General features: G+C 72.4%; 15 protein-coding genes. 6 read left to right on the top strand and 9 right to left on the bottom strand.

Features of this window, described 5'->3' with window-relative positions; translation table 11 throughout:
• Window positions 1-3 precede the first annotated feature (3 nt).
• Complete coding sequence (locus ACGFIM_RS31140) at window positions 4-381, top strand: YchJ family protein (protein ID WP_393207447.1); 378 nt, start codon at window positions 4-6, stop codon at window positions 379-381.
• Between the two features lie 30 nt (window positions 382-411).
• On the opposite strand, the gene ACGFIM_RS31135 is transcribed toward ACGFIM_RS31140, so the two are convergent.
• Genes ACGFIM_RS31135 through ACGFIM_RS31120 form a run of 4 tightly spaced genes read right to left on the bottom strand, consistent with a single transcriptional unit; the run spans window position 412 to window position 4,491 of the window.
• On the bottom strand, window positions 412-1,407 hold the full coding sequence (locus ACGFIM_RS31135) for a LacI family DNA-binding transcriptional regulator (RefSeq protein WP_393207444.1): 996 nt from the start codon (window positions 1,405-1,407) through the stop codon (window positions 412-414).
• Window positions 1,404-2,279: a carbohydrate ABC transporter permease gene (locus ACGFIM_RS31130; protein WP_393207441.1), complete on the bottom strand. Its 876-nt coding sequence runs from the start codon at window positions 2,277-2,279 to the stop codon at window positions 1,404-1,406. The genes ACGFIM_RS31135 and ACGFIM_RS31130 overlap by 4 nt, the downstream gene beginning before the upstream one ends.
• A complete protein-coding gene (locus ACGFIM_RS31125) occupies window positions 2,276-3,178 on the bottom strand; it encodes a carbohydrate ABC transporter permease (protein ID WP_393207438.1) in 903 nt (300 codons plus the stop codon). Before ACGFIM_RS31125 ends, ACGFIM_RS31130 begins: the two co-directional genes overlap by 4 nt.
• Window positions 3,175-4,491: an ABC transporter substrate-binding protein gene (locus tag ACGFIM_RS31120; RefSeq protein WP_393207435.1), complete on the bottom strand. Its 1,317-nt coding sequence runs from the start codon at window positions 4,489-4,491 to the stop codon at window positions 3,175-3,177. The genes ACGFIM_RS31125 and ACGFIM_RS31120 overlap by 4 nt, the downstream gene beginning before the upstream one ends.
• Before the next feature lie 180 nt (window positions 4,492-4,671).
• On the opposite strand from ACGFIM_RS31120, the gene ACGFIM_RS31115 reads away from it, so the two are divergent.
• From ACGFIM_RS31115 to ACGFIM_RS31100, 4 genes are all read left to right on the top strand, one after another.
• Entirely contained in the window at window positions 4,672-6,669 is a 1,998-nt protein-coding gene (locus ACGFIM_RS31115; RefSeq protein ID WP_393207432.1) for a beta-galactosidase, read from the top strand.
• Window positions 6,666-7,769 (top strand): arabinogalactan endo-beta-1,4-galactanase, encoded by a 1,104-nt coding sequence (locus ACGFIM_RS31110; protein WP_393207429.1) that lies wholly within the window; start codon window positions 6,666-6,668, stop codon window positions 7,767-7,769. Before ACGFIM_RS31115 ends, ACGFIM_RS31110 begins: the two co-directional genes overlap by 4 nt.
• 85 nt (window positions 7,770-7,854) lie before the next feature.
• A complete protein-coding gene (locus ACGFIM_RS31105) occupies window positions 7,855-8,490 on the top strand; it encodes a nitroreductase family protein (RefSeq protein ID WP_393207426.1) in 636 nt (211 codons plus the stop codon).
• 102 nt (window positions 8,491-8,592) lie between these two features.
• Window positions 8,593-9,426 (top strand): SAM-dependent methyltransferase, encoded by an 834-nt coding sequence (locus ACGFIM_RS31100; protein WP_393207423.1) that lies wholly within the window; start codon window positions 8,593-8,595, stop codon window positions 9,424-9,426.
• 27 nt (window positions 9,427-9,453) lie between these two features.
• Here ACGFIM_RS31100 and ACGFIM_RS31095 read toward each other — a convergent pair whose 3' ends face one another.
• The 5 genes from ACGFIM_RS31095 to ACGFIM_RS31075 all read right to left on the bottom strand — a co-directional run bounded on the left by ACGFIM_RS31095 (window position 9,454) and on the right by ACGFIM_RS31075 (window position 17,305).
• Window positions 9,454-10,848: a GH1 family beta-glucosidase gene (locus ACGFIM_RS31095; RefSeq protein WP_393207420.1), complete on the bottom strand. Its 1,395-nt coding sequence runs from the start codon at window positions 10,846-10,848 to the stop codon at window positions 9,454-9,456.
• Between the two features lie 146 nt (window positions 10,849-10,994).
• A complete protein-coding gene (locus ACGFIM_RS31090) occupies window positions 10,995-13,001 on the bottom strand; it encodes a beta-galactosidase (RefSeq protein ID WP_393207417.1) in 2,007 nt (668 codons plus the stop codon).
• On the bottom strand, window positions 12,998-14,023 hold the full coding sequence (locus ACGFIM_RS31085) for a LacI family DNA-binding transcriptional regulator (RefSeq protein ID WP_393207414.1): 1,026 nt from the start codon (window positions 14,021-14,023) through the stop codon (window positions 12,998-13,000). Before ACGFIM_RS31085 ends, ACGFIM_RS31090 begins: the two co-directional genes overlap by 4 nt.
• Window positions 14,024-14,166: 143 nt before the next feature.
• A complete protein-coding gene (locus ACGFIM_RS31080) occupies window positions 14,167-15,126 on the bottom strand; it encodes an arabinan endo-1,5-alpha-L-arabinosidase (RefSeq protein ID WP_393207411.1) in 960 nt (319 codons plus the stop codon).
• A 358-nt stretch (window positions 15,127-15,484) separates the two neighbouring features.
• On the bottom strand, window positions 15,485-17,305 hold the full coding sequence (locus ACGFIM_RS31075) for an aldehyde ferredoxin oxidoreductase C-terminal domain-containing protein (protein WP_393207408.1): 1,821 nt from the start codon (window positions 17,303-17,305) through the stop codon (window positions 15,485-15,487).
• A 451-nt stretch (window positions 17,306-17,756) separates the two neighbouring features.
• Between ACGFIM_RS31075 and ACGFIM_RS31070 the strand changes: the two genes are divergently transcribed.
• Complete coding sequence (locus ACGFIM_RS31070) at window positions 17,757-17,891, top strand: hypothetical protein (protein WP_393207405.1); 135 nt, start codon at window positions 17,757-17,759, stop codon at window positions 17,889-17,891.
• The last annotated feature ends 86 nt before the right edge of the window (window positions 17,892-17,977 follow it).

The raw sequence follows: 17,977 nt of genomic DNA, 5'->3' as shown, positions 1-17,977 counted from the left end.
CCCATGCCTCCTCGTACGTGTCCCTGCGGCCTGCCCGCCTCCTACCAGGACTGCTGCGGCAGGCTGCACCGGGGCGAGGCCACGGCCGCCACCGCCGAGCAGCTCATGCGCTCCCGCTTCAGCGCCTTCAGCGTGGGCGACGAGGCGTACCTGCTGCGCACCTGGCACCCGTCCGACCGGCCGCAGCGGCTCGGCCTCGACAAGCGCGTCACATGGGTGCGCCTCGAGGTGCTGGAGACCAGCGGCGGCAGCGTCGTGCACGCCGAGGGCACGGTCCGCTTCCGCGCCCACTACACCGAGCGCGGGCGGCCCGGGCACATGGAGGAGCACAGCCGCTTCGTCCGCCTCGACGGCCGCTGGGTCTACGCGGGTACCGTCTGAGCAGCTCCGTCCGTAGCGACGCCGGCTGCGTCAGGCCGACTCGCGGATGACCAGCTCGGTGGGCAGGACCACCGGATCGACGTGCTCGGCCCCGTCGATGAGGGCGAGCAGCAGGCGCACGGTCTCCTTCGCCGTCTCCGCCAGCGGCTGGCGGATCGTGGTCAGCGGCGGGTGGGTCGAGACCGCCACCGGGGAGTCGTCGAAGCCGCCCACCGCGACGTCGTCGGGCACCCGCCGCCCGGCCGCGCGCAGCGCCGCGAGCGCGCCCGCCGCCATCAGGTCGGAGGCCACGAACACGGCGTCGATGTCGGGGGTGCGTTCCAGCAGCTCCTTCATGGCCCGCTCGCCGCTCGCCTGGGTCCAGTCGCCGTGGGCGATGAGCCGCTTGGTGGCCTTGCGGCCCAGCACGTCGGCGAAGCCCTCCAGGCGCTGGATGCCGCCGGGCGTGTCCATCGGCCCGGTGATCATCGCGATGCGCTTGCGGCCGAGCCGCACGAAGTACTCGGTCATCTGGCGGGCGCCGAGCCGGTCGTCGGCGGCGGCGTACGGGATGACGGTCTCGCGGCCGATGACCGGGCCGCACGACACCGCGGGCGGGCCGTCCTTCAGCGCGTCGAGCAGCGGGTCGCCGGCGTGCGTCGAGACCAGCAGCACGCCGTCGGCGTGGCCGCCGCGCACGTAGCGGACCACCCGCTCGCGGTCGCCCTCGTTCCCGGCCAGCATCATCACCAGCGACAGGTCGCGCTCGGCCAGCATGCGGATCGCGACCCTGATGAGCGTGCTGTAGTTGGGGTCTTCGAACAGCTTCTCGTGGGGCTCGGACAGCACCATGACGACCGACCCCGTACGCTGCGTCACCAGGCTGCGCGCGGCCCTGTTGACGACGTAGCCGGTCTCGGAGATCGCCCGTTCGATCGCCACGCGCGCCGCCGGGCTCACGTATTTGTCCCCGTTGAGCAGGCGGGAGACCGTTCCACGGGAGACCCCCGCGGCGGCGGCGACGTCGTGGATCGTAGGGCGCTTCATTTCACTGCTCCGGAGGACAGGTCGGTCTTCCAGTATCGCTGCATGGTGAGGAAGAGCGCGATCAACGGCAGGATCGACAGGAACGCGCCGGTGAGGATCAGGTTGTACAGCGAGGGCTGGTTCGCGCCGGCCGCGAGCAGCGTGTACAGGCCCACCGTGAGCGGGAACTTCCCGTCGTCGCCGAGCATGATGAACGGCAGCAGGAAGTTGTTCCAGATCGCCACGAACTGGAACAGGAAGATCGTCACCATGCCGGGCACCATCAGCGGCAGCGCCACCCGCCGCATCAGCAGCCACTCGCCCGCGCCGTCGATGCGGCCCGCCTCCAGCAGCGAGTCGGGCACGGCCGCGGTGGCGTAGACGCGGGCCAGGTAGATGCCGTACGGGTTGAGGATCTGCGGCAGCAGCACCGCCCAGTGGCTGTCGGCCAGCCCGACCTTCGAGAACAGCAGGTACTGCGGCACCGCGAGCACCACCGACGGCACGAGGATGCCGCCGATCAGCATGTTGAAGATCACGGTACGGCCGGGGAAGCGGTACTTCGCCAGCGCGTACCCGGAGACGGCCGAGACGGCGGTGGACAGCAGCGATCCGCCGCCCGCGTAGATGAGCGTGTTGAGCGCCCACAGCCAGAACACGCCGTCGCGGTAGGCGAACAGCTCGGCCACGTTGGCGAAGAAGCCGGTGCCGAGGGAGAGCGTGGAGGTGCTGAACAGCTCGGCGGGCGACTTGGTCGCCGCGATCAGCACCCACACCACGGGGAACAGGCAGTAGATCGCGCCGATGAGCAGCAGCGCCGTCGGCACCAGGCCGGTCATGCCGGCGGCGCGCGGCCTGCGGTGCGCGGCGGCCGTGGTGGTGAGCGTGGTCATCGGCCCTCCCCGAAGGCGCGGTCGCGGACGATGCGCAGGAACCCGAAGGACAGCACGAGCGCGATCGCCGCGATGACGATCGAGGTGGCGGCGGCCGAGTACAGGTCGCCGGTGACGAACGCGTCCCGGTAGACCTTCATCAGCGGGCTCCACGTCGAGCTGATCGTGTTGGTCAGCGGGCGCAGCGCGGTGGGCTCGGTGAACACCTGGACCGTCGCGATGATCGAGAACACCGTGGTCAGGATGATCGCCGGGGTCAGCATGGGGATCTTGACGCGGAGCGCGATCTGCAGCTCGGAGGCGCCGTCGAGGCGGGCGGCCTCGTACAGGTCGCGAGGGATGGCGCGCAGCGCGGTATAGAGCGCGAGCATGTTGAAGCCGGTGCCGCCCCAGACCGCCACGTTCGCCATCGAGTACGTGACCGTGGTGGCGCTCAGGAAGTCCACGTCCAGCACCGCCCGGATGGGGCTGAGCGAGGGCAGGTAGAGGAAGCCCCACAGCAGCGTGGCGGCCACGCCCGGCACCGCGTACGGCAGGAAGATCGCGATCCTGGAGAAGCGGGCCAGGCGCACCCGCGCCGTGTCGAGCAGCAGCGCGAACAGCAGCGCGAGGCCCAGCATCACGACCAGCACCAGCGTGCCGTAGCCGAGCACGCGCAGCCATCCGGCCCACAGCTCGGCGTCGCCGAGCGCGGCGGCGAAGTTGCCGAACCCGGCGAACACCTCCTTGCGCGCGCCCTTGCCGAGGCCGAGCCCGGACACCTGGGTGCGGTGCAGCGCCAGATAGACGGTGTAGCCGATGGGCACCGCGAGGAAGAGCGTGAACAGCACGATCGCGGGGGCCAGGAACAGGTACGGCCACGGCCCCCGCTCGGGCCGGCTCATCGAGGGACGCTTCATGACGCGAGCTGGAAGCCGGCCTTGCGCATGTCGGCGACCGTGGCCTCCTGCATGCCGCGCACCGCATCGGAGAACGGGGTGCCGTTCTGCAGCGCCTTGCCGAAGCCGTCTCGGAACGCGTTGTAGGCCACGCCGACGTTGGGCCCGAAGGTGAAGCCGCGCGCCCCCTTCGAGACCTCGGCGGCCTGCTGCCAGAAGTCGGGCTGGTTGGGGAAGTACTCGGGGGCCGCGCCGAGCGCCGACTGCGCCTTGGTGGCCGCCGGGTAGATCGCGGCCTCCTTGACCAGCAGGTCGATGGCCTGCGGGTCGGTGTTGAGCCAGGTGGCGAAGCGGGCCGCGGCCGCCTTGTGCGGCGACGCGGCCGCCACGGCGGTGGACGAGCCGCCCCAGAAGCCGCTGTGGTTCTCGCCCGCGTTCCACTGCGGCAGCGGCGCGACCGCCCACTTGCCCTTGCCCTTGGGCGCGTTGCTGGACAGCACGCCCGGCGCCCACACCGCCGACGGCCAGGTGAGCAGCTTGCCGTCGTTGAGCGCCTTGTTCCACTCGGGGGTGAAGTACGGCATGTCGTCGATGACGCCCTCCTTCACCAGGCCGCCCCAGTAGTCGGCGACCTTGACGGTGGCCTCGTCGGCGATGTTCACCTTCCATGACTCGCCGCTGATCGACCACCACTGGGCGCCCGCCTGCTGCGCCAGGCCTGTGAACGCTCCCGGATCGTTGCTGGAGAAGGTGCCCAGGTACACCTTGGGGTCCTTCTTCCTGACCGTGCGCGCCGCCTCGGCGTACTCCTGCCAGGTCTTCGGGACCTCGATGCCGTACTTGCCGAACAGGTCCTCGCGGTAGAAGAGCATCATCGGGCCGCTGTCCTGCGGGATGCCGTAGACGCCCTCGGTGCCCAGCGTCACCAGGCCCCACAGCCCGTCGGTGAACTCGCCCTTGATCGCGGCGGTCTCGGCCTTGATGTCGGCCACCGCGTCGGCCGCGATGAACGACGGCAGGTGCTGGTACTCGGCCTGCACCAGGTCGGGAGGGTTGCCGGCCTTCGCCGCGGTGAGGAACTTGGCCGCCGCGTCGTCGCCGCCGGCCTGCTTGCTGACCGTCACCTGGATGTCCGGGTTGGCCTTGTTCCAGACCTCGACGATCTTGTCCATGTTGGGGGCCCACGTCCAGTACGTGAGCTTGACCGGCCCCTCGGCGGCGGTCGCCTGGCTCTGCGCCGCCTCGGGCGCTTCGGCGGGCTCGCCGGATGCGCAGCTCGCGAGTGTGGCCGTGAGCGCGACGGCCAGTGCTGCTCCAAGGCGGTGGGCGCGCATGCGTACCTCCAGATGGTTCTGTGAACGTGCACAGAGTGAAACAGGCCACATTCGAGCGTCAAGGGTTGTTACGTTCTCGTTGCGCGCCTGGACAAAGAAAGGTCCGAGCGGTGACTGTTCTTCGCCGGTCGGATCCGTTTTACTGTGCACGTTCACAGATCGATGGTGCGGGGGGGACGGATGTATCCGGAGCGACCGGCCGGGATCGCCTTCGGCGGCGACTACAACCCGGAGCAGTGGCCGCGCGAGGTCCTGGAAGAGGACGTGGAGCTCATGCGCGAGGCCGGGGTCAACCTGGTGAGCCTGGGCATGTTCTCGTGGGCGCTGATGGAGCCCGAGGAGGGGCGTTTCGACTTCGGCTGGCTCGACGAGATCCTCGACCGGCTGCACGCGGCCGGGGTGGCGGTCGACCTCGCCACGCCCACCGCCGCCCCGCCCGCCTGGTTCGTCGCCCGCCACCCCGACGTGCTGCCGGTGAACAGGGAGGGCGTGCGGATCGGGTTCGGCGGGCGGCAGAGCGCCTGCTCCAGCGCGCCCGCGTTCCGCGCGGCCACCGCCCGGCTGGTGCGCGCGCTGGCCGGGCACTACCGCGACCACCCCGCCGTGGTCATGTGGCACGTGCACAACGAGTACGGCGCTCCGCTCGGCGAGTGCTACTGCGAGCACAGTGTGGCCGCCTGGCGCGCGTGGCTGAAACACACCTACCGCGACATCTCCGCGCTCAACGACGCCTGGGGCACCACCTTCTGGGGGCAGACCTACACCGACTGGTCGCAGATCGACGCCCCCCGCGCCAACCACACGGCGGTCAACCCGGCCCAGCGGCTCGACTACGCCCGTTTCAGCGACGGCGAGCACCGCGCGCACTACGCGCTGCAGCGCGGGATCCTGCGCGAGCTGACCCCGCACCTGCCGGTCACCACGAACTTCGCCGGCACCGTCAACTGCAAGTCCACCGACCTGTGGCGGTGGGCGCGCGAGCTGGACGTCGTCGCCAACGACCATTACCTGCAGGCCGAGCGGCCCGACAACCACATCGACCTCGCCATGTCGGCCGACCTCGCCCGCTCGGTGGCGGGCGGCGAGCCGTGGATGCTCATGGAGCACTCGGCGGGCGCGGTCAACTGGCAGCCGCGCAACATCGCCAAGCGGCCGGGCGAGATGCGCCGCAACAGCCTCGCGCACGTCGCGCGCGGCTCGGACAGCGTACTGTTCTTCCAGTTCAGGGCCTCGCGCTTCGGCGCGGAGAAGTTCCACTCCGGGATGGTGCCGCACGCCGGGACCGACTCCGAGCAGTGGCGGGAGATCGTCCGGCTGGGCGCCGACCTCAAGCGGCTCGCCGGGGTACGCGGCAGCCGGGTGCGCGCCGAGGTGGCGCTGGTGTGGGACTGGGAGTCGTACTGGGCGCTGGAGCTGGACTGGCGGCCGTCGGTGGACCTGACGTTCCGCGAGCGGATGGACGCCTTCTACGAGGCGCTGTGGCGCGCGCACGTGACCGTGGACTTCGTCCACCCCTCCGCCGACCTGTCGCGCTACCGGCTGGTGGTGGCGCCCAGCTCGTACCTGCTGACCGAGGCGTCCGCCAAGAACCTCCACCGGTACGTCGAGTCCGGCGGGCACCTCCTCGTCTCCTACTTCTCCGGCATCGTGGACGAGCACGACACCATCCACCCCGGCGCGCACCCCGGCGCGCTGCGCGAGCTGCTCGGCCTGTCGATCGAGGAGTTCCACCCGCTGCGCGAGCACGAGACGGTGGCGCTCGGCGAGGACGGGGAGGCCCGCATCTGGTCGGAGCAGGTCCGCCTCGCCGGCGCCACGGCCGTGCGCCGCTTCGCCACAGGACCCGACGCGGGACATCCCGCCTTCACCCGCCACGACCTCGGCGCCGGCACCGCCTGGTACCTCGCCACGGCGCCCGTCACCGGACTGCCCGGCCTGCTCGGCCAGGTGCTCGACCACGCCGGGGTGACCCGGCCGCGCGGCCTGCCCGACACCCTCGAACTCGTGCGCAGGGGCCGTCACCTGTTCCTCATCAACCACGGCGACCAGGCCGTGACGGTCGAGGGGGTGAGCGGCGTGAGCGTGTTCGACGGCGTGCGGCACGACGGGCCGGTCACCGTCGCGGCCGGGGCGGTCACGGTCATCGAGGAAATCCCCGACCCTAGGAGAGCGCCATGAGAGGCATCCTCACCGCACTGCTGTTATGCGCCGCCCTGCTCACCGCCCCGCCGGCCCAGGCGGAACGGGCCGCCACGCTCGCGATCAGAGGGGCGGACATCTCCAGCCTGGCCAAATCGGAGGCGCTCGGCGGCGTCTACCGCGACGCGAACGGCGCCGCGGGCGACGCCCTGGCCATCCTGGCCCGAAGCGGCCTCAACTCCATCCGGCTGAAGGTCTGGGTGAACCCGGCCGACGGCTACAACACCAAGACGCAGGTGCTCGCCGTCGCCAGGCGGGCCAAGGCGCTCGGCATGAGCCTGCTCATCGACTTCCACTACTCCGACAGCTGGGCCGACCCCGGCACGCAGACCAAGCCCGCCGCCTGGCGGTCGCTGCCGTTCGACCGGCTCAGGCAGGCCGTCTACGACCACACCTACGACGTGCTCGACGCGCTGCGCCGCCAGGGCACCACCGCCGACCTCGTGCAGGTCGGCAACGAGATCAACGGCGGCCTGCTGTGGCCCGACGGCTCCACCTCCACCTGGCCGAACACGGCCGCGCTGCTGAACGCCGGCTACGACGCCGTCAAGGCCGTCTCGCCGGGCACCAGGGTCGTGCTGCACCTCGCCGACGGCGGCGACAACGGGCTGTACCGGTGGTGGTTCGACAACGCCGCATCGCACGGCATCCGCTACGACGTGATCGGGCTGTCGTACTACCCGTACTGGCACGGCACGCTGGAGGCCTTCCAGGCCAACATCAACGACGTCGCCGCCCGGTACCGCAAGCCGGTCCTGGTCGTCGAGACCGCCTACCCGTTCACCACCGCCGACGCCGACGGCTGGCCCAACATCATCGCCGACCCCGAGCCGTACCCCGGCCACCCTGCCACGCCGCAGGGCCAGTCGGCGATGCTGGCCAAGGTCGCCGACATCGTCCGCGCCGTCCCCGACGGGCGCGGCCTCGGCCTGTACAGCTGGGAGGCCACCTGGACCGCCGTGCCCGGCAACGGCTGGGACCCGGCGGACCCGTCGTCCGGCAACGCCTGGGAGAACCAGGCGCTGTTCGGCTACGACGGCCGCGCGCTGCCCGCGCTCGCGGTGCTCGGCGGCCTCTGATCTTTCAGCGTCCGGGGGCCCGAGCCGGGCGGGGCCGGGCGGGGCCGGGCGGGGATGGCGCGCCGAGGTGGGCATGATGAAGCGCATGACGATCTCAGCAGACGAGTTGCTCACCACGACCCGCAGCGTCCGCAAGCGCCTCGACCTCACCCGCCCGGTCCCCTTGGAGCTGGTCAAGGAGTGCCTGGAGATCGCGCTCCAGGCGCCCTCCGGCAGCAACGTGCAGAACTGGCACTGGGTGGTGGTCACCGACCCGGACAAGCGCAAGGCCATCGGCGGCTACTACGAGCGCGCGTTCCGCCGCTACCGCGAGTCGGCGGCGTCGGCCGGGCGGCTGTTCGCCGACGACCCCGAGCGGGCCGCCGTCCAGCAGCGGGTCTCCGAGAGCGCCGCCTACCTCGCCGAGCACATGGGCGAGGTGCCGGTGCTGGTGATCGGCTGCCTGGCCGTGCCGGCCCTGCCCGAGGGCAATCAGGCCGGTCTGTGGGGCTCGCTGCTGCCCGCCGCCTGGAGCTACATGCTCGCCGCCCGCGCCCGCGGCCTGGGCACCGCGTGGACGTCGCTGCACCTGGCGTACGAGCACGAGATCGCCGAGCTGCTCGGCATCCCGGGTGACGTGCGCCAGGGGGTGCTCATCCCGACCGCCTACTACACGGGCGAGACGTTCGGGCGGGCCAAGCGGCAGCCGCTGGACACGGTGCTGCACATCGATCAGTGGTGACCTTTCCCCGCAAATCCTGATATTTCGAGATTCGCCGATCGATGCCGGGCGTCTCGTCTTAGGATCTTCGGCATACCCCCCTGATCCACCGAGGAGCCGACAGTGCCCGAGAGCGAGCAGGAAAGCGCGCCCAGCGGGATCGACACGAGCAAGCCCAGCGTCGCCCGCGTCTACGACTACATGCTCGGCGGCAAGGACAACTACGAGGTCGACCGGCAGGTGGCCGCCGCCGCTCTGAAGATCGCGCCGGACGCGCCGCAGGCGGCGATGGCCAACCGGGAGTTCCTGCGGCGCACCGTCCGCTACCTGGCGGGCGAGGCAGGACTGCGGCAGTTCCTGGACATCGGCTCGGGGCTGCCCACGCAGGGCAACGTGCACGAGGTGGCCCAGTCCGTACGCCCCGGCGCCCACGTCGTCTACGTCGACCACGACCCGATCGTGCTCGCCCACGGCCGCGCCCTGCTCGCCGTGGACGAGACCACCACGATCGTCGACGCCGACGCCCGCGAGGCCGAGAAGGTCATGGACGACCCGAGGACACGGGCCCTCATCGACTTCTCCGAGCCGGTCGGGCTGCTGCTCTTCGGCATCCTGCACCACCTCAGGGACGAGGACGACCCGAAGGGCGTCGCCGCCCGCTACATCAGCAGGCTGGCGCCGGGCAGCCACGTGGTGATCTCCCACTTCCACAACCCGGGCCCGGCCCTGCCCGAGGTGTCCGAGCAGGCGACCACCGCGGAGCGGCTGTTCAACGAGCACCTCGGCACCGGCCGCTGGCGCACCCGGGAGGAGATCCTCGCCTACTTCGAGGGCCTCGAACTGCTGGAGCCCGGCCTGGTGCCGCTGCCCGAGTGGCGGCCGGAGACCGGCGACCACCAGGCGGTGCCGGGGATCACGTACCACACCTTCGTGGGCGGCGTGGCACGCAAGCCCTGATCCCCGGGCGGCCGCCGGGCGCGCGGCTCAGCCGACCGGCAGCTTGCCGGAGGTGACCACGTCGCGGTACCAGAAGGCGCTGTCCTTCCAGGTGCGCTCCATCGTCTCGCGGTCCACCCGGACGATGCCGAAGCGCTTGGCGTAGCCGTGCGCCCACTCGAAGTTGTCCATCAGCGACCAGACGAAGTAGCCGCGCACGTCCGCGCCCTGCGCGATGGCCTCGCCGACCGCCGTCAGGTGGCGGTGCAGGTAGTCGATGCGGTCGCGGTCGTGCACGCGGCCGTCGGGGGAGACCGGGTCGGGGAAGGCCGCGCCGTTCTCCGTGATCATGACGGGCAGGTCCGGGTAGTCGCGGTGCAGCCGCAGCAGCAGCTCGGTCAGGCCGGTCTCGTCGATGTTCCAGCCCATCTCCGTGTACGGGCCGGGCTGGCGCACGAACTCCACGCTGTCACAGGCGATCCACGGCGAGGCCGCGCCGTCCTGGTGGCCGTCGGCGGTCTCCTTGGGACCCTGGCCGTCCCAGTGCCGCACCAGCGTCGGGTTGTAGTAGTTGACGCCGAGCACGTCCAGCGGCTGGTTGGCGATCGCGGTGTCGCCGTCGCGCACGAACGACCAGTCGGTCACTCCGGCGGTGTCGGCGAGCAGGTCGGCCGGGTAGGCGCCCTCCAGCATCGGGCCGAGGAAGGCCCGGTTGGCCAGCGCGTCGGTACGCCGCACCGCGTCGGCGTCGGCCTCGGACACGCCGCGGATGTGGTGCAGGTTGAGCGTGACCGACATCTGCGCGTCCTTGGCCGCGGTCGAGCGCAGCGCCTGCACGGCCAGGCCGTGGCCCAGGTTGAGGTGGTGCACGGCGGCCAGCGCGGCGGCCGGCTCGGTGCGCGCCGGGGCGTGCACGCCGGAGGCGTAGCCCAGGTAGGCCGAGCACCACGGCTCGTTCAGCGTGATCCACGTCCGTACGCGGTCGCCGAGCGCCTCGCCCACGATCCGGGCGTACTCGGCGAAGCGCTCCGCGGTGTCGCGGTTCGGCCAGCCGCCCGCGTCCTCCAGCTCCTGCGGCAGGTCCCAGTGGTAGAGGGTGGCGACCGGCGCGATGCCCCGGCTCACCAGGCCGTCCACGAGCCGCTGGTAGAAGTCGAGCCCGACGGCGTTGACCGGGCCGCTGCCGCCCGGCTGCACGCGCGGCCAGGAGATGGAGAAGCGGTAGGCGCCGACGCGCAGCTCGGCCAGCAGGTCGAGGTCCTCCTCCAGCCGGTGGTAGTGGTCGCAGGCCACGTCGCCGGTGTCGCCGTTGGCGACCAGGCCGGGGGTGTGGGAGAAGGTGTCCCAGATGGACGGGCCGCGGCCGTCCTCGTTCCAGGCGCCCTCCACCTGGTAGGCGGCGGTGGCGGTGCCCCAGACGAAATTGTCGGGAAAGGCGGACATATCACTCCTTGTGGGCAACGATGATCATCTCAGGAAGGGGGAGGTTCAGGGGACGGCCAGGCGGCTCCCGCCGGGTCCGGTGCGGCGGCTGCTCAGTCTGCGGGGCTTGCCGCCGGGTCCGGTGCGGCGGGTGATCCTGCGGGTGGTCATCCTGCGGCGCCGCCCGCCGGGACCAGGGCGGCGACCTCGCGGGGCGCCAGCGTCACGGAGCCCTCGGCGGCGGCGCCGGTGAGCAGGTCTTCGGCGCGTCCTGGCAGCTCCACCCGTACGGTCCGCGGCCCGTGGTTGAGCACGAACAGCACCTCGCCGCGGAGCACCGCCTCCACACCGGGCGGCAGCGCGGGCAGCACGCCCGTCACGCCCGCGTCGGCCAGCACCCGCTCGGCCAGCGCGGCGAGCGCGGCCGGCTCGGGCATGGTGCCGACGTACCAGGCCAGGCCGTCGCCGTGCCGGTGGCGGGTGACGGCGGGCAGCCCGGCCAGGTCGCCGGAGGCGTACGCGGCGACCACGTCGGCGCCCTCGGCCGCCAGCAGTTCGGTCCACGTGCCGGCGGTGAACTCGGCGCCGTCCCGCCACCGGCACCGTACGGGCTCGCCCACGGGCTGCCACTCCTCGCCGGAGGCGCCCAGCATCTCGCGCAGCGGCGCGGGAAAGCGCCCGGTGCGGATGTGCGCGCGCTGGTCCACCACCCCGGAGAACGGGCCCACCACGAGCACCCCGCCGCGGCGGACGTACGCGTCGAGCCCGGCCGCCTGCTCGTCGCTGATGAGGAACAGGTTCGGCACCACGACCAGCGCGTACGCCTCCAGCCCGGCCCCCGGCGGCACCACGTCCACGGCGACGCCGCGCTCGAAGAACGGCACGTAGTAGCGCAGCAGCTGCTCGTCGGCGTTGAGCCGGTCGCTCGGCCGCCCGCGCTCCTCCAGCGCCCACCAGCTCTCCCAGCCGAACATCATCGCCACCCGCGCCGGCACCGGCGTGCCCGCCACGCGCGACAGCCTGCGCAGCTCCCGCCCGTGCTCGCGCACCGCGCGGTGCAGCCGCGTCTCGGGCCCGGCGTGCGGCACCATCGCGGCGTGGAAGCGCTCGGCGCCGAAGCGCGAGGCCCGCCACTGGAAGTAGCAGAGCCCGTCCGCGCCGCGCGCCAGCGCCTGCAGCGACTCCAGCCGGAACTGCCCCGGCGGCTTGGGCAGGTTGTGCGGGCGCCAGTTGACGGCGCTGGTGGCCTGCTCCATCAGCAGCCACGGCCGGCCCTTGGCCAGGCCGCGCATGAGGTCGTGGGTGAGGGCCGTGCGCGCCGGGGTGAGCGGGTCGCCGGGCTCGGGGTAGCAGTCGTTCGCGACCACGTCCTCCTCCTCGGCCCACGCCCAGGAGTCGATGCCCTTGAACAGGCCCATGAAGTTCGTGGTGACCGGCACGTCCGGGGTGCGGGCGCGCAGCACGTCCCGCTGGGCGCGGAAGTGCGCGAGCAGCCGGTCGGAGCAGAAGCGCCGCCAGTCCAGCCGCTGGCTCGGGTTGACGATGTACGGGGCGGCGCGCGGCGGCAGCACCTCCTCCCAGCCGGAGTAGCACTGGCTCCAGAACGTCGTGCCCCACGCCTCGTTGAGCCCGTCGATGCCGCCGTACCGCTCGCGCAGCCAATCCCGGAACGCGGCGGCCGAGGCGTCGCAGAAACAGACCTGGCCGTACTCGTTGCCGACGTGCCACATCGCCAGCGCCGGGTGGCCTGCGTAGCGGTCGGCCAGGGCCGTCACAAGATCAAGGGAGCGCTCCCAAAAAACGGACGAAGAAGGACAGAACTGGTTGCGCGCGCCGTACCAGAGCGTGTGGCCGTGCTCGTCCACCGGCAGCGTCTCCGGCCAGCGGTGACCCAGCCACGGCGGCGGCGAGGCCGTCGGGGTGGCCAGGTCCACGCCGATGTCGTGCGCGGCCATCAGGTCGAGCAGCCGGTCCAGCCAGCCGAAGTCGTGCTCGCCCGGCTCGGGCTCCAGCCGCGCCCAGCTGAACACGCCGACCGTGACCAGGTTCACCCCGGCCTCGCGCATCAGCGCGGCGTCCTGCGCCCACACCTCCTCGGGCCACTGCTCGGGGTTGTAGTCGCCGCCGAACAGCAGCCCTCTTGTTTCGGTGAGGGTGTGCATTCCGAGCTTCACGAAGCGGCTCCCGTACGTGGTGGTGCGGAACTGTCGCCGGTCACCAGCCGGCAGGGCACCAGGCGCTGCCGCGGCGGCCCGCCGCCGCCCAACCGGTCGATGAGCATGCGGGCGCCCAGCCTGCCCAGTTCCGCGCTGGGCGGCTCGAGCGTGGTCAGCCGGGGATGGAAGATCTCCGCGACCCGCGCCGAGGCCAGCACGAGCAGCAGCGTCAGGTCGTCGGGCACGCGCAGGCCGCGCCGGGCCGCCGCGGCGAGCACCCCGGCCGCCGCCCGGTCGCCCATCACGGCCAGCGCCGTCACGTCGGGGCGGGCGTCGAGCAGCGCGTCCAGCGCCCGCGCGCCCTCCTCACGGGTGCCCGCGTGGCCGCCGTCCAGGTAGCCGATCCCGGCCTCGCGGGCCGCCGCGGCGAGCGCCGCCGCGGCGCGGACGGCCGGGCCGTATCCGGCCTCGAACACGGCGGCGGGCGGGTTGACGAAGGCGAGCATCCGATGGCCGAGCCCGGCCACGTGCGCCACGGCCTGCCGCGCCGTGGCGGTGAAGTCGATGTCGGCGTAGTCGATCCCCTCGGGGGCGCGGGTGCGCCCGATCATCGCGAACGGCATCCCGGCGCGCGCCAGGAACGCCGGCCGCTCGTCGTCGAGCCGCACCTCCATCAGCAGCACGCCGTCCACCAGCCCGAGCCCGGTCAGGTGGCGCAGCTCCTCGACGGGGGCGGCGCTCTCCGGGGAGAGCAGCACGTGGTAGCCCAGTTCCTTGGCGGTCTCGGCCGCGGCGGTCGCGAAGCCCGTCCCCGTCGGGCCGAAGCCGCCCGCCGGCGGCGGGAACAGCAGCGCGAGGATCCTCGTGCGCTTGCTCTGCAGGCCTCTGGCCAGCAGGTTCGGCCGGTAGCCGAGCTCGCGGGCGGCCTGCTCGATGCGCAGCCTGGTGGCCGCCGCCACCGGACGGGTACCGTTGAGCGCGGCCGATACGGTGCTGACGGCCACCTGCGCGCGTGCTGCCACGTCGCGCAACGAGGTCATGGCGCTCCAACGGTCGATTTGAGAAGTCGAAACGTTTCGAAAACCTAAAGTCCGATTTGCGGCGTTGTCAATGGCGGAGCGCGGCCGTCTCGAACGCTGGACGGGCGGCGGGCGCCGTCGCGCCCGCCGCCCGGATCCGCGAATCAGTACACGTAGGGCCAGCCGGCCGAGTCCCAGCCGATGAGGTTGATCCCGAGCTTCGGCGTGCCGTTGTCGTTGCGGTCGTAGTAGTGGTAGACGAGCAGGTCGCCGTCCACGTCCGACATCAGGCTCTGCCCGCCGGGGCCGACGACCTGATCGTGCGTCTCCAGCACCAGCGTGCCGCCGCCGTCCAGCATCCTGCGGCCCGAGCGGTCCACGTACGGGCCGGTCGGGCTGGTCGAGCGGCCCACCTTGATCTTGTACGTGCTGTCCAGGCCGGCGCAGCAGCGGTCGTAGGAGGCGAACAGGTAGTAGTAGCTCCCGTGCCGGATGATCGCGGGCGCCTCCACCGCGTACGGCGCGTCAGGCCGGGTGGCCAGGTGGTAGAGCGTGCGGTCGGAGGGGTGGCGCTTGCCGGTCGCCGGGTCGAGCCTGATCATCCTGATGCCCGTCCAGTACGACCCGAAGCTCAGCCACCACTGGCCCTGGGCGTCCACCAGCAGGTTGGGGTCGATCGCGTTGTGGTCGGAGCCGGTCGTCGTGGAGTAGACGATGCCCTGGTCGGTCCAGGTGCCCGGCCGGCCGGTCGGGCTGGTGGCCAGGCCGATCGCCGAGTTGTTGGAGCCGAAGCTGGAGACCGCGTAGTACATGAGGTATCTCCCGCCCTGCTGGGAGATGTCGGGCGCCCACGGGTCGTTGTCCGGCGAGTACGTACGCCACCACGACGGCGGCGAGCCGAAGGCGTTGCCCGCCCGGGTGAAGTGGATGCGGTCGGTCGAGGTGCGCGCCTCCAGGAAGCCGTGGGTGGAGTAGAGCACGTAGCCGGACGGGGTGCGGATCATCGTGGGGTCGTGCACGACCACGTCGCCGGTGACCAGGCCGGGGCCGGGATAGGCGAGCGCGGCGGCCGTGAGCGTGAGCGCCGCCGCGGCGGCGGCGACGATGCGGGACAGGCGGCGCAAGGGCCCTCCTTCGAACGGGACCTTCGAACGGAAAGGTGACCGCTTCGCCTGCCGGACGCTGCGCCGGTCGCGTCGCAGGCACTGTAGGCGCGGTCTTCCGCGAGCGTCAACCCTGGGGTGCGCCTGCGTGAAAGTTGCATGGCTCCGGCCTCCTCCGTCCGGTGCTGAGCTGCGGCGATGTGATGCGGTGCGGAGGCGGGTCTTGACGCGGCGGCTTGACCTTCGTACGTTCGGGCCGCTTTCGCATCGCGATGTTAGCGCTAACATCAAGCGCTCGGCATCGGCCCGCCGGAAGCTGCGCCGCGTCACCCGCACCGGCCGGACGGCCCCGCGCCCGGCCGTGCTCCGCCGTGCCTCGTCACAAGGCGTCTTTCCAGCCCAGCTCCTCGTAGAAGGCGCGGCGCGCCCGCGCGAACGCCTCCCGGTCGAGCACCGCGCCCGCGTACGGGCCCTCCGCGATCGGCTCGTCGTGCAGCCGCGCCGGCAGCTCCTCGCTCAGCCGGTCGGGGAAGTCCTGCGCGTCCGCCCCGGCCTCGCGGCCCTCGCGCAGGGCGTACGCACGCATCCCGTCCAGCCTCGCCTGGCCGGCCGCGAGCAGGTCCTTGAGCGTGAACTTCTCCCCGAGCACGGCCGTGACGAGCGAGGTCAGGTGATCGACGGTGAGCGGGCGGGTCGGCGTCGAGGCGAAGACGCACAGGTTGAGCGCGTCCAGCGCGCTCCACAGCCGCAGCAGCCGGGCGCTGCGCCGGCCGCGCTCCTCGTTCAGCCGCCCGGCCGGGGCGGGCGCCGCGCCGACCCTGGCGGCCTCGGGGAAGCTGTAGCCGAGCCCGGCGACCGGGTCGAAGTCCAGGTCGTGCTCCAGGGCGTCGTAGCGCGGGCCGCCGGGGGCCAGGGCGTACCCGAGCCCGAGCCCCGGCTGCGGGCGCGGGTCGAAGCACGGCAGCTCGGCGCCCTTGGCCGTCATCGCGTACGGCACCGCCTCCGGGCCGATGCGCCGCGCCGCCCTGGCCGAACCCTCCGCCAGCAGATCGCCGAGGGGGCCCGAACGGGTGGCGACGTCCTCGATCAGGCGCGCGAGCGCCGCCGCGTCACCGAACGCCGGGCCCTCCGGCAGCAGCCCGCGCTGCGCGCACTCCATCGCGAACGCCAGCGTGCCGCCCAGCGAGACCACGTCGAGACCGAGATCGTTGCAGCGGGCGTTCGCGGCGAGCACGGCGTCGAGGTCGTCGATGCCGAGGTTCCACCCGAGTGAAAGGAACGCCTCCTGCCCCAGCCCGCCGGTCCGCCGCTCGCCGCCGCCGGGCGGGGCGAAGATCTTGATGCAGTCGTTCGGGCAGCCGGGGCAGCAGCCGGAGACGGACACCGCGCGGCCGTCGTAGTCCTCGGCGGCCGGGATGCGCAGGCCGGGCTCGCCGGTCTCGGAGAAGTTGCGGACCGAGGCGTAGCCGGGGGCGAGCGGATCGGTCCAGCCCGCGAAGCCCGGCACGCTCGCCTGGAGCGCGGCGAGCGGGTTGGTGGCCAGCGCGCCCCGGTAGTAGGTGTCCAGCGCGGCGATCTTGCCCGGGTCGGCCGCCTCGGCGGGCGCTCCGCCGCCCGCGCACACGATGGCCTTGACGTTCTTCGACCCGAACACCGCGCCGAGCCCGTAGCGGCCCGCCGCGAAGGCGTGATCGGTCACGACGGAGGCGTACCGCACCAGGTGCTCGCCCGCCGGGCCGATCGCCGCCACGTGCGCCTCGCCGCCGTGCTTCGCCCGCAGCGCGTCCGTGGTCTCGGCCACCCCCAGCCCGCGCAGCTCGGGACAGGCGTGCACGCTCACCCGGCCGTCCTCGACCAGCACGTATGACAACCGCTCCGCACGCCCGATCACCGCCAGCGCCCATGCCCCGGACGTCCGCATCCCCGCCGCGAACGGTCCAAGCGCGTGCGCCTCCCCGGCCACCCCGGTCAACGGCGACTTCGCCAGGAACACCGCCTTGGCCAGCCCCGGCGCCGGCGTCCCGCCCAGCATGCCCGCGGCGACGTACAGCAGCGTGCGCGGGTCGTACGGGTCGAGCCCCGGCACCGTCCGCTCGTTCAGCAACCGCAGGCCGAGCAGGGTCCCGCCGTAATGTCCCTTCTCCGAAGCCCGGTCTTCCTTCTCGACGTCTCCGCTGGTCACATCAACGATGAACGGCATTCGCCCGGCCTCCTGGGGTCAAACGAGGGGATCGGGCGGCACAACATCACATGACATGGAAAAAGCGCAACCCTCCCACGTCTCGCCACGGTGAGGATGCCCTGCGGCAGGCCGCCCCTCACCCTTGCGCCACACCCGCTTTCGACCATCTCGCCACCACGTATACCGCGTTCGTGCTGCGCACCCGATGTCCCCCGCCTTGCGTCGTTCATCCGTAGGCCAGGCTCTCCGCCCCCTCGCCCGAGCCGCGAGTGGAGCAGCGCCGGCGCTTCGCAGCCCCGGCCGTGGCGAGAGCGAGCTGCCCAGCGGCGAGCCGTCTGGGGGTGCGGGCCCGTCCGACCGGCGAAAGCGGGCGGACAAAGGGCGATGAATACAGTGATCTCCCGGGCGGTGTCCGGGGATCGGGTCGCTGCTCTACCTGGCGTACGCGCTGGGCGAGGCCGACTTCGGCATGCCCGCCGATGAGCTGCGGGCGGCCGGGTTCACGATCGTGGTCTCGGTGGTGCTGCACGGCGTGACGGCCACGCCGGTGATGCGGCACGTGGACGCCGTCCGCGACCGCCGCGCCGCCGCCACGGAGGGCTGACCCGGCCGGGGCTCGCGCCCGGTCTGCGACCGCGGCTCGGAACGGGCTCGGAGCGGAACGCCGCGCTGCCGCTCAAAGGGCGCGGG

Origin of the sequence: Nonomuraea sp. NPDC049309 (genome assembly GCF_043196965.1) — a bacterium.
GTDB lineage: Bacteria > Actinomycetota > Actinomycetes > Streptosporangiales > Streptosporangiaceae > Nonomuraea > Nonomuraea fastidiosa.
Note: the sequence above shows the minus strand (reverse complement) of the source record. Positions and strands in the feature narration are given on the sequence as shown.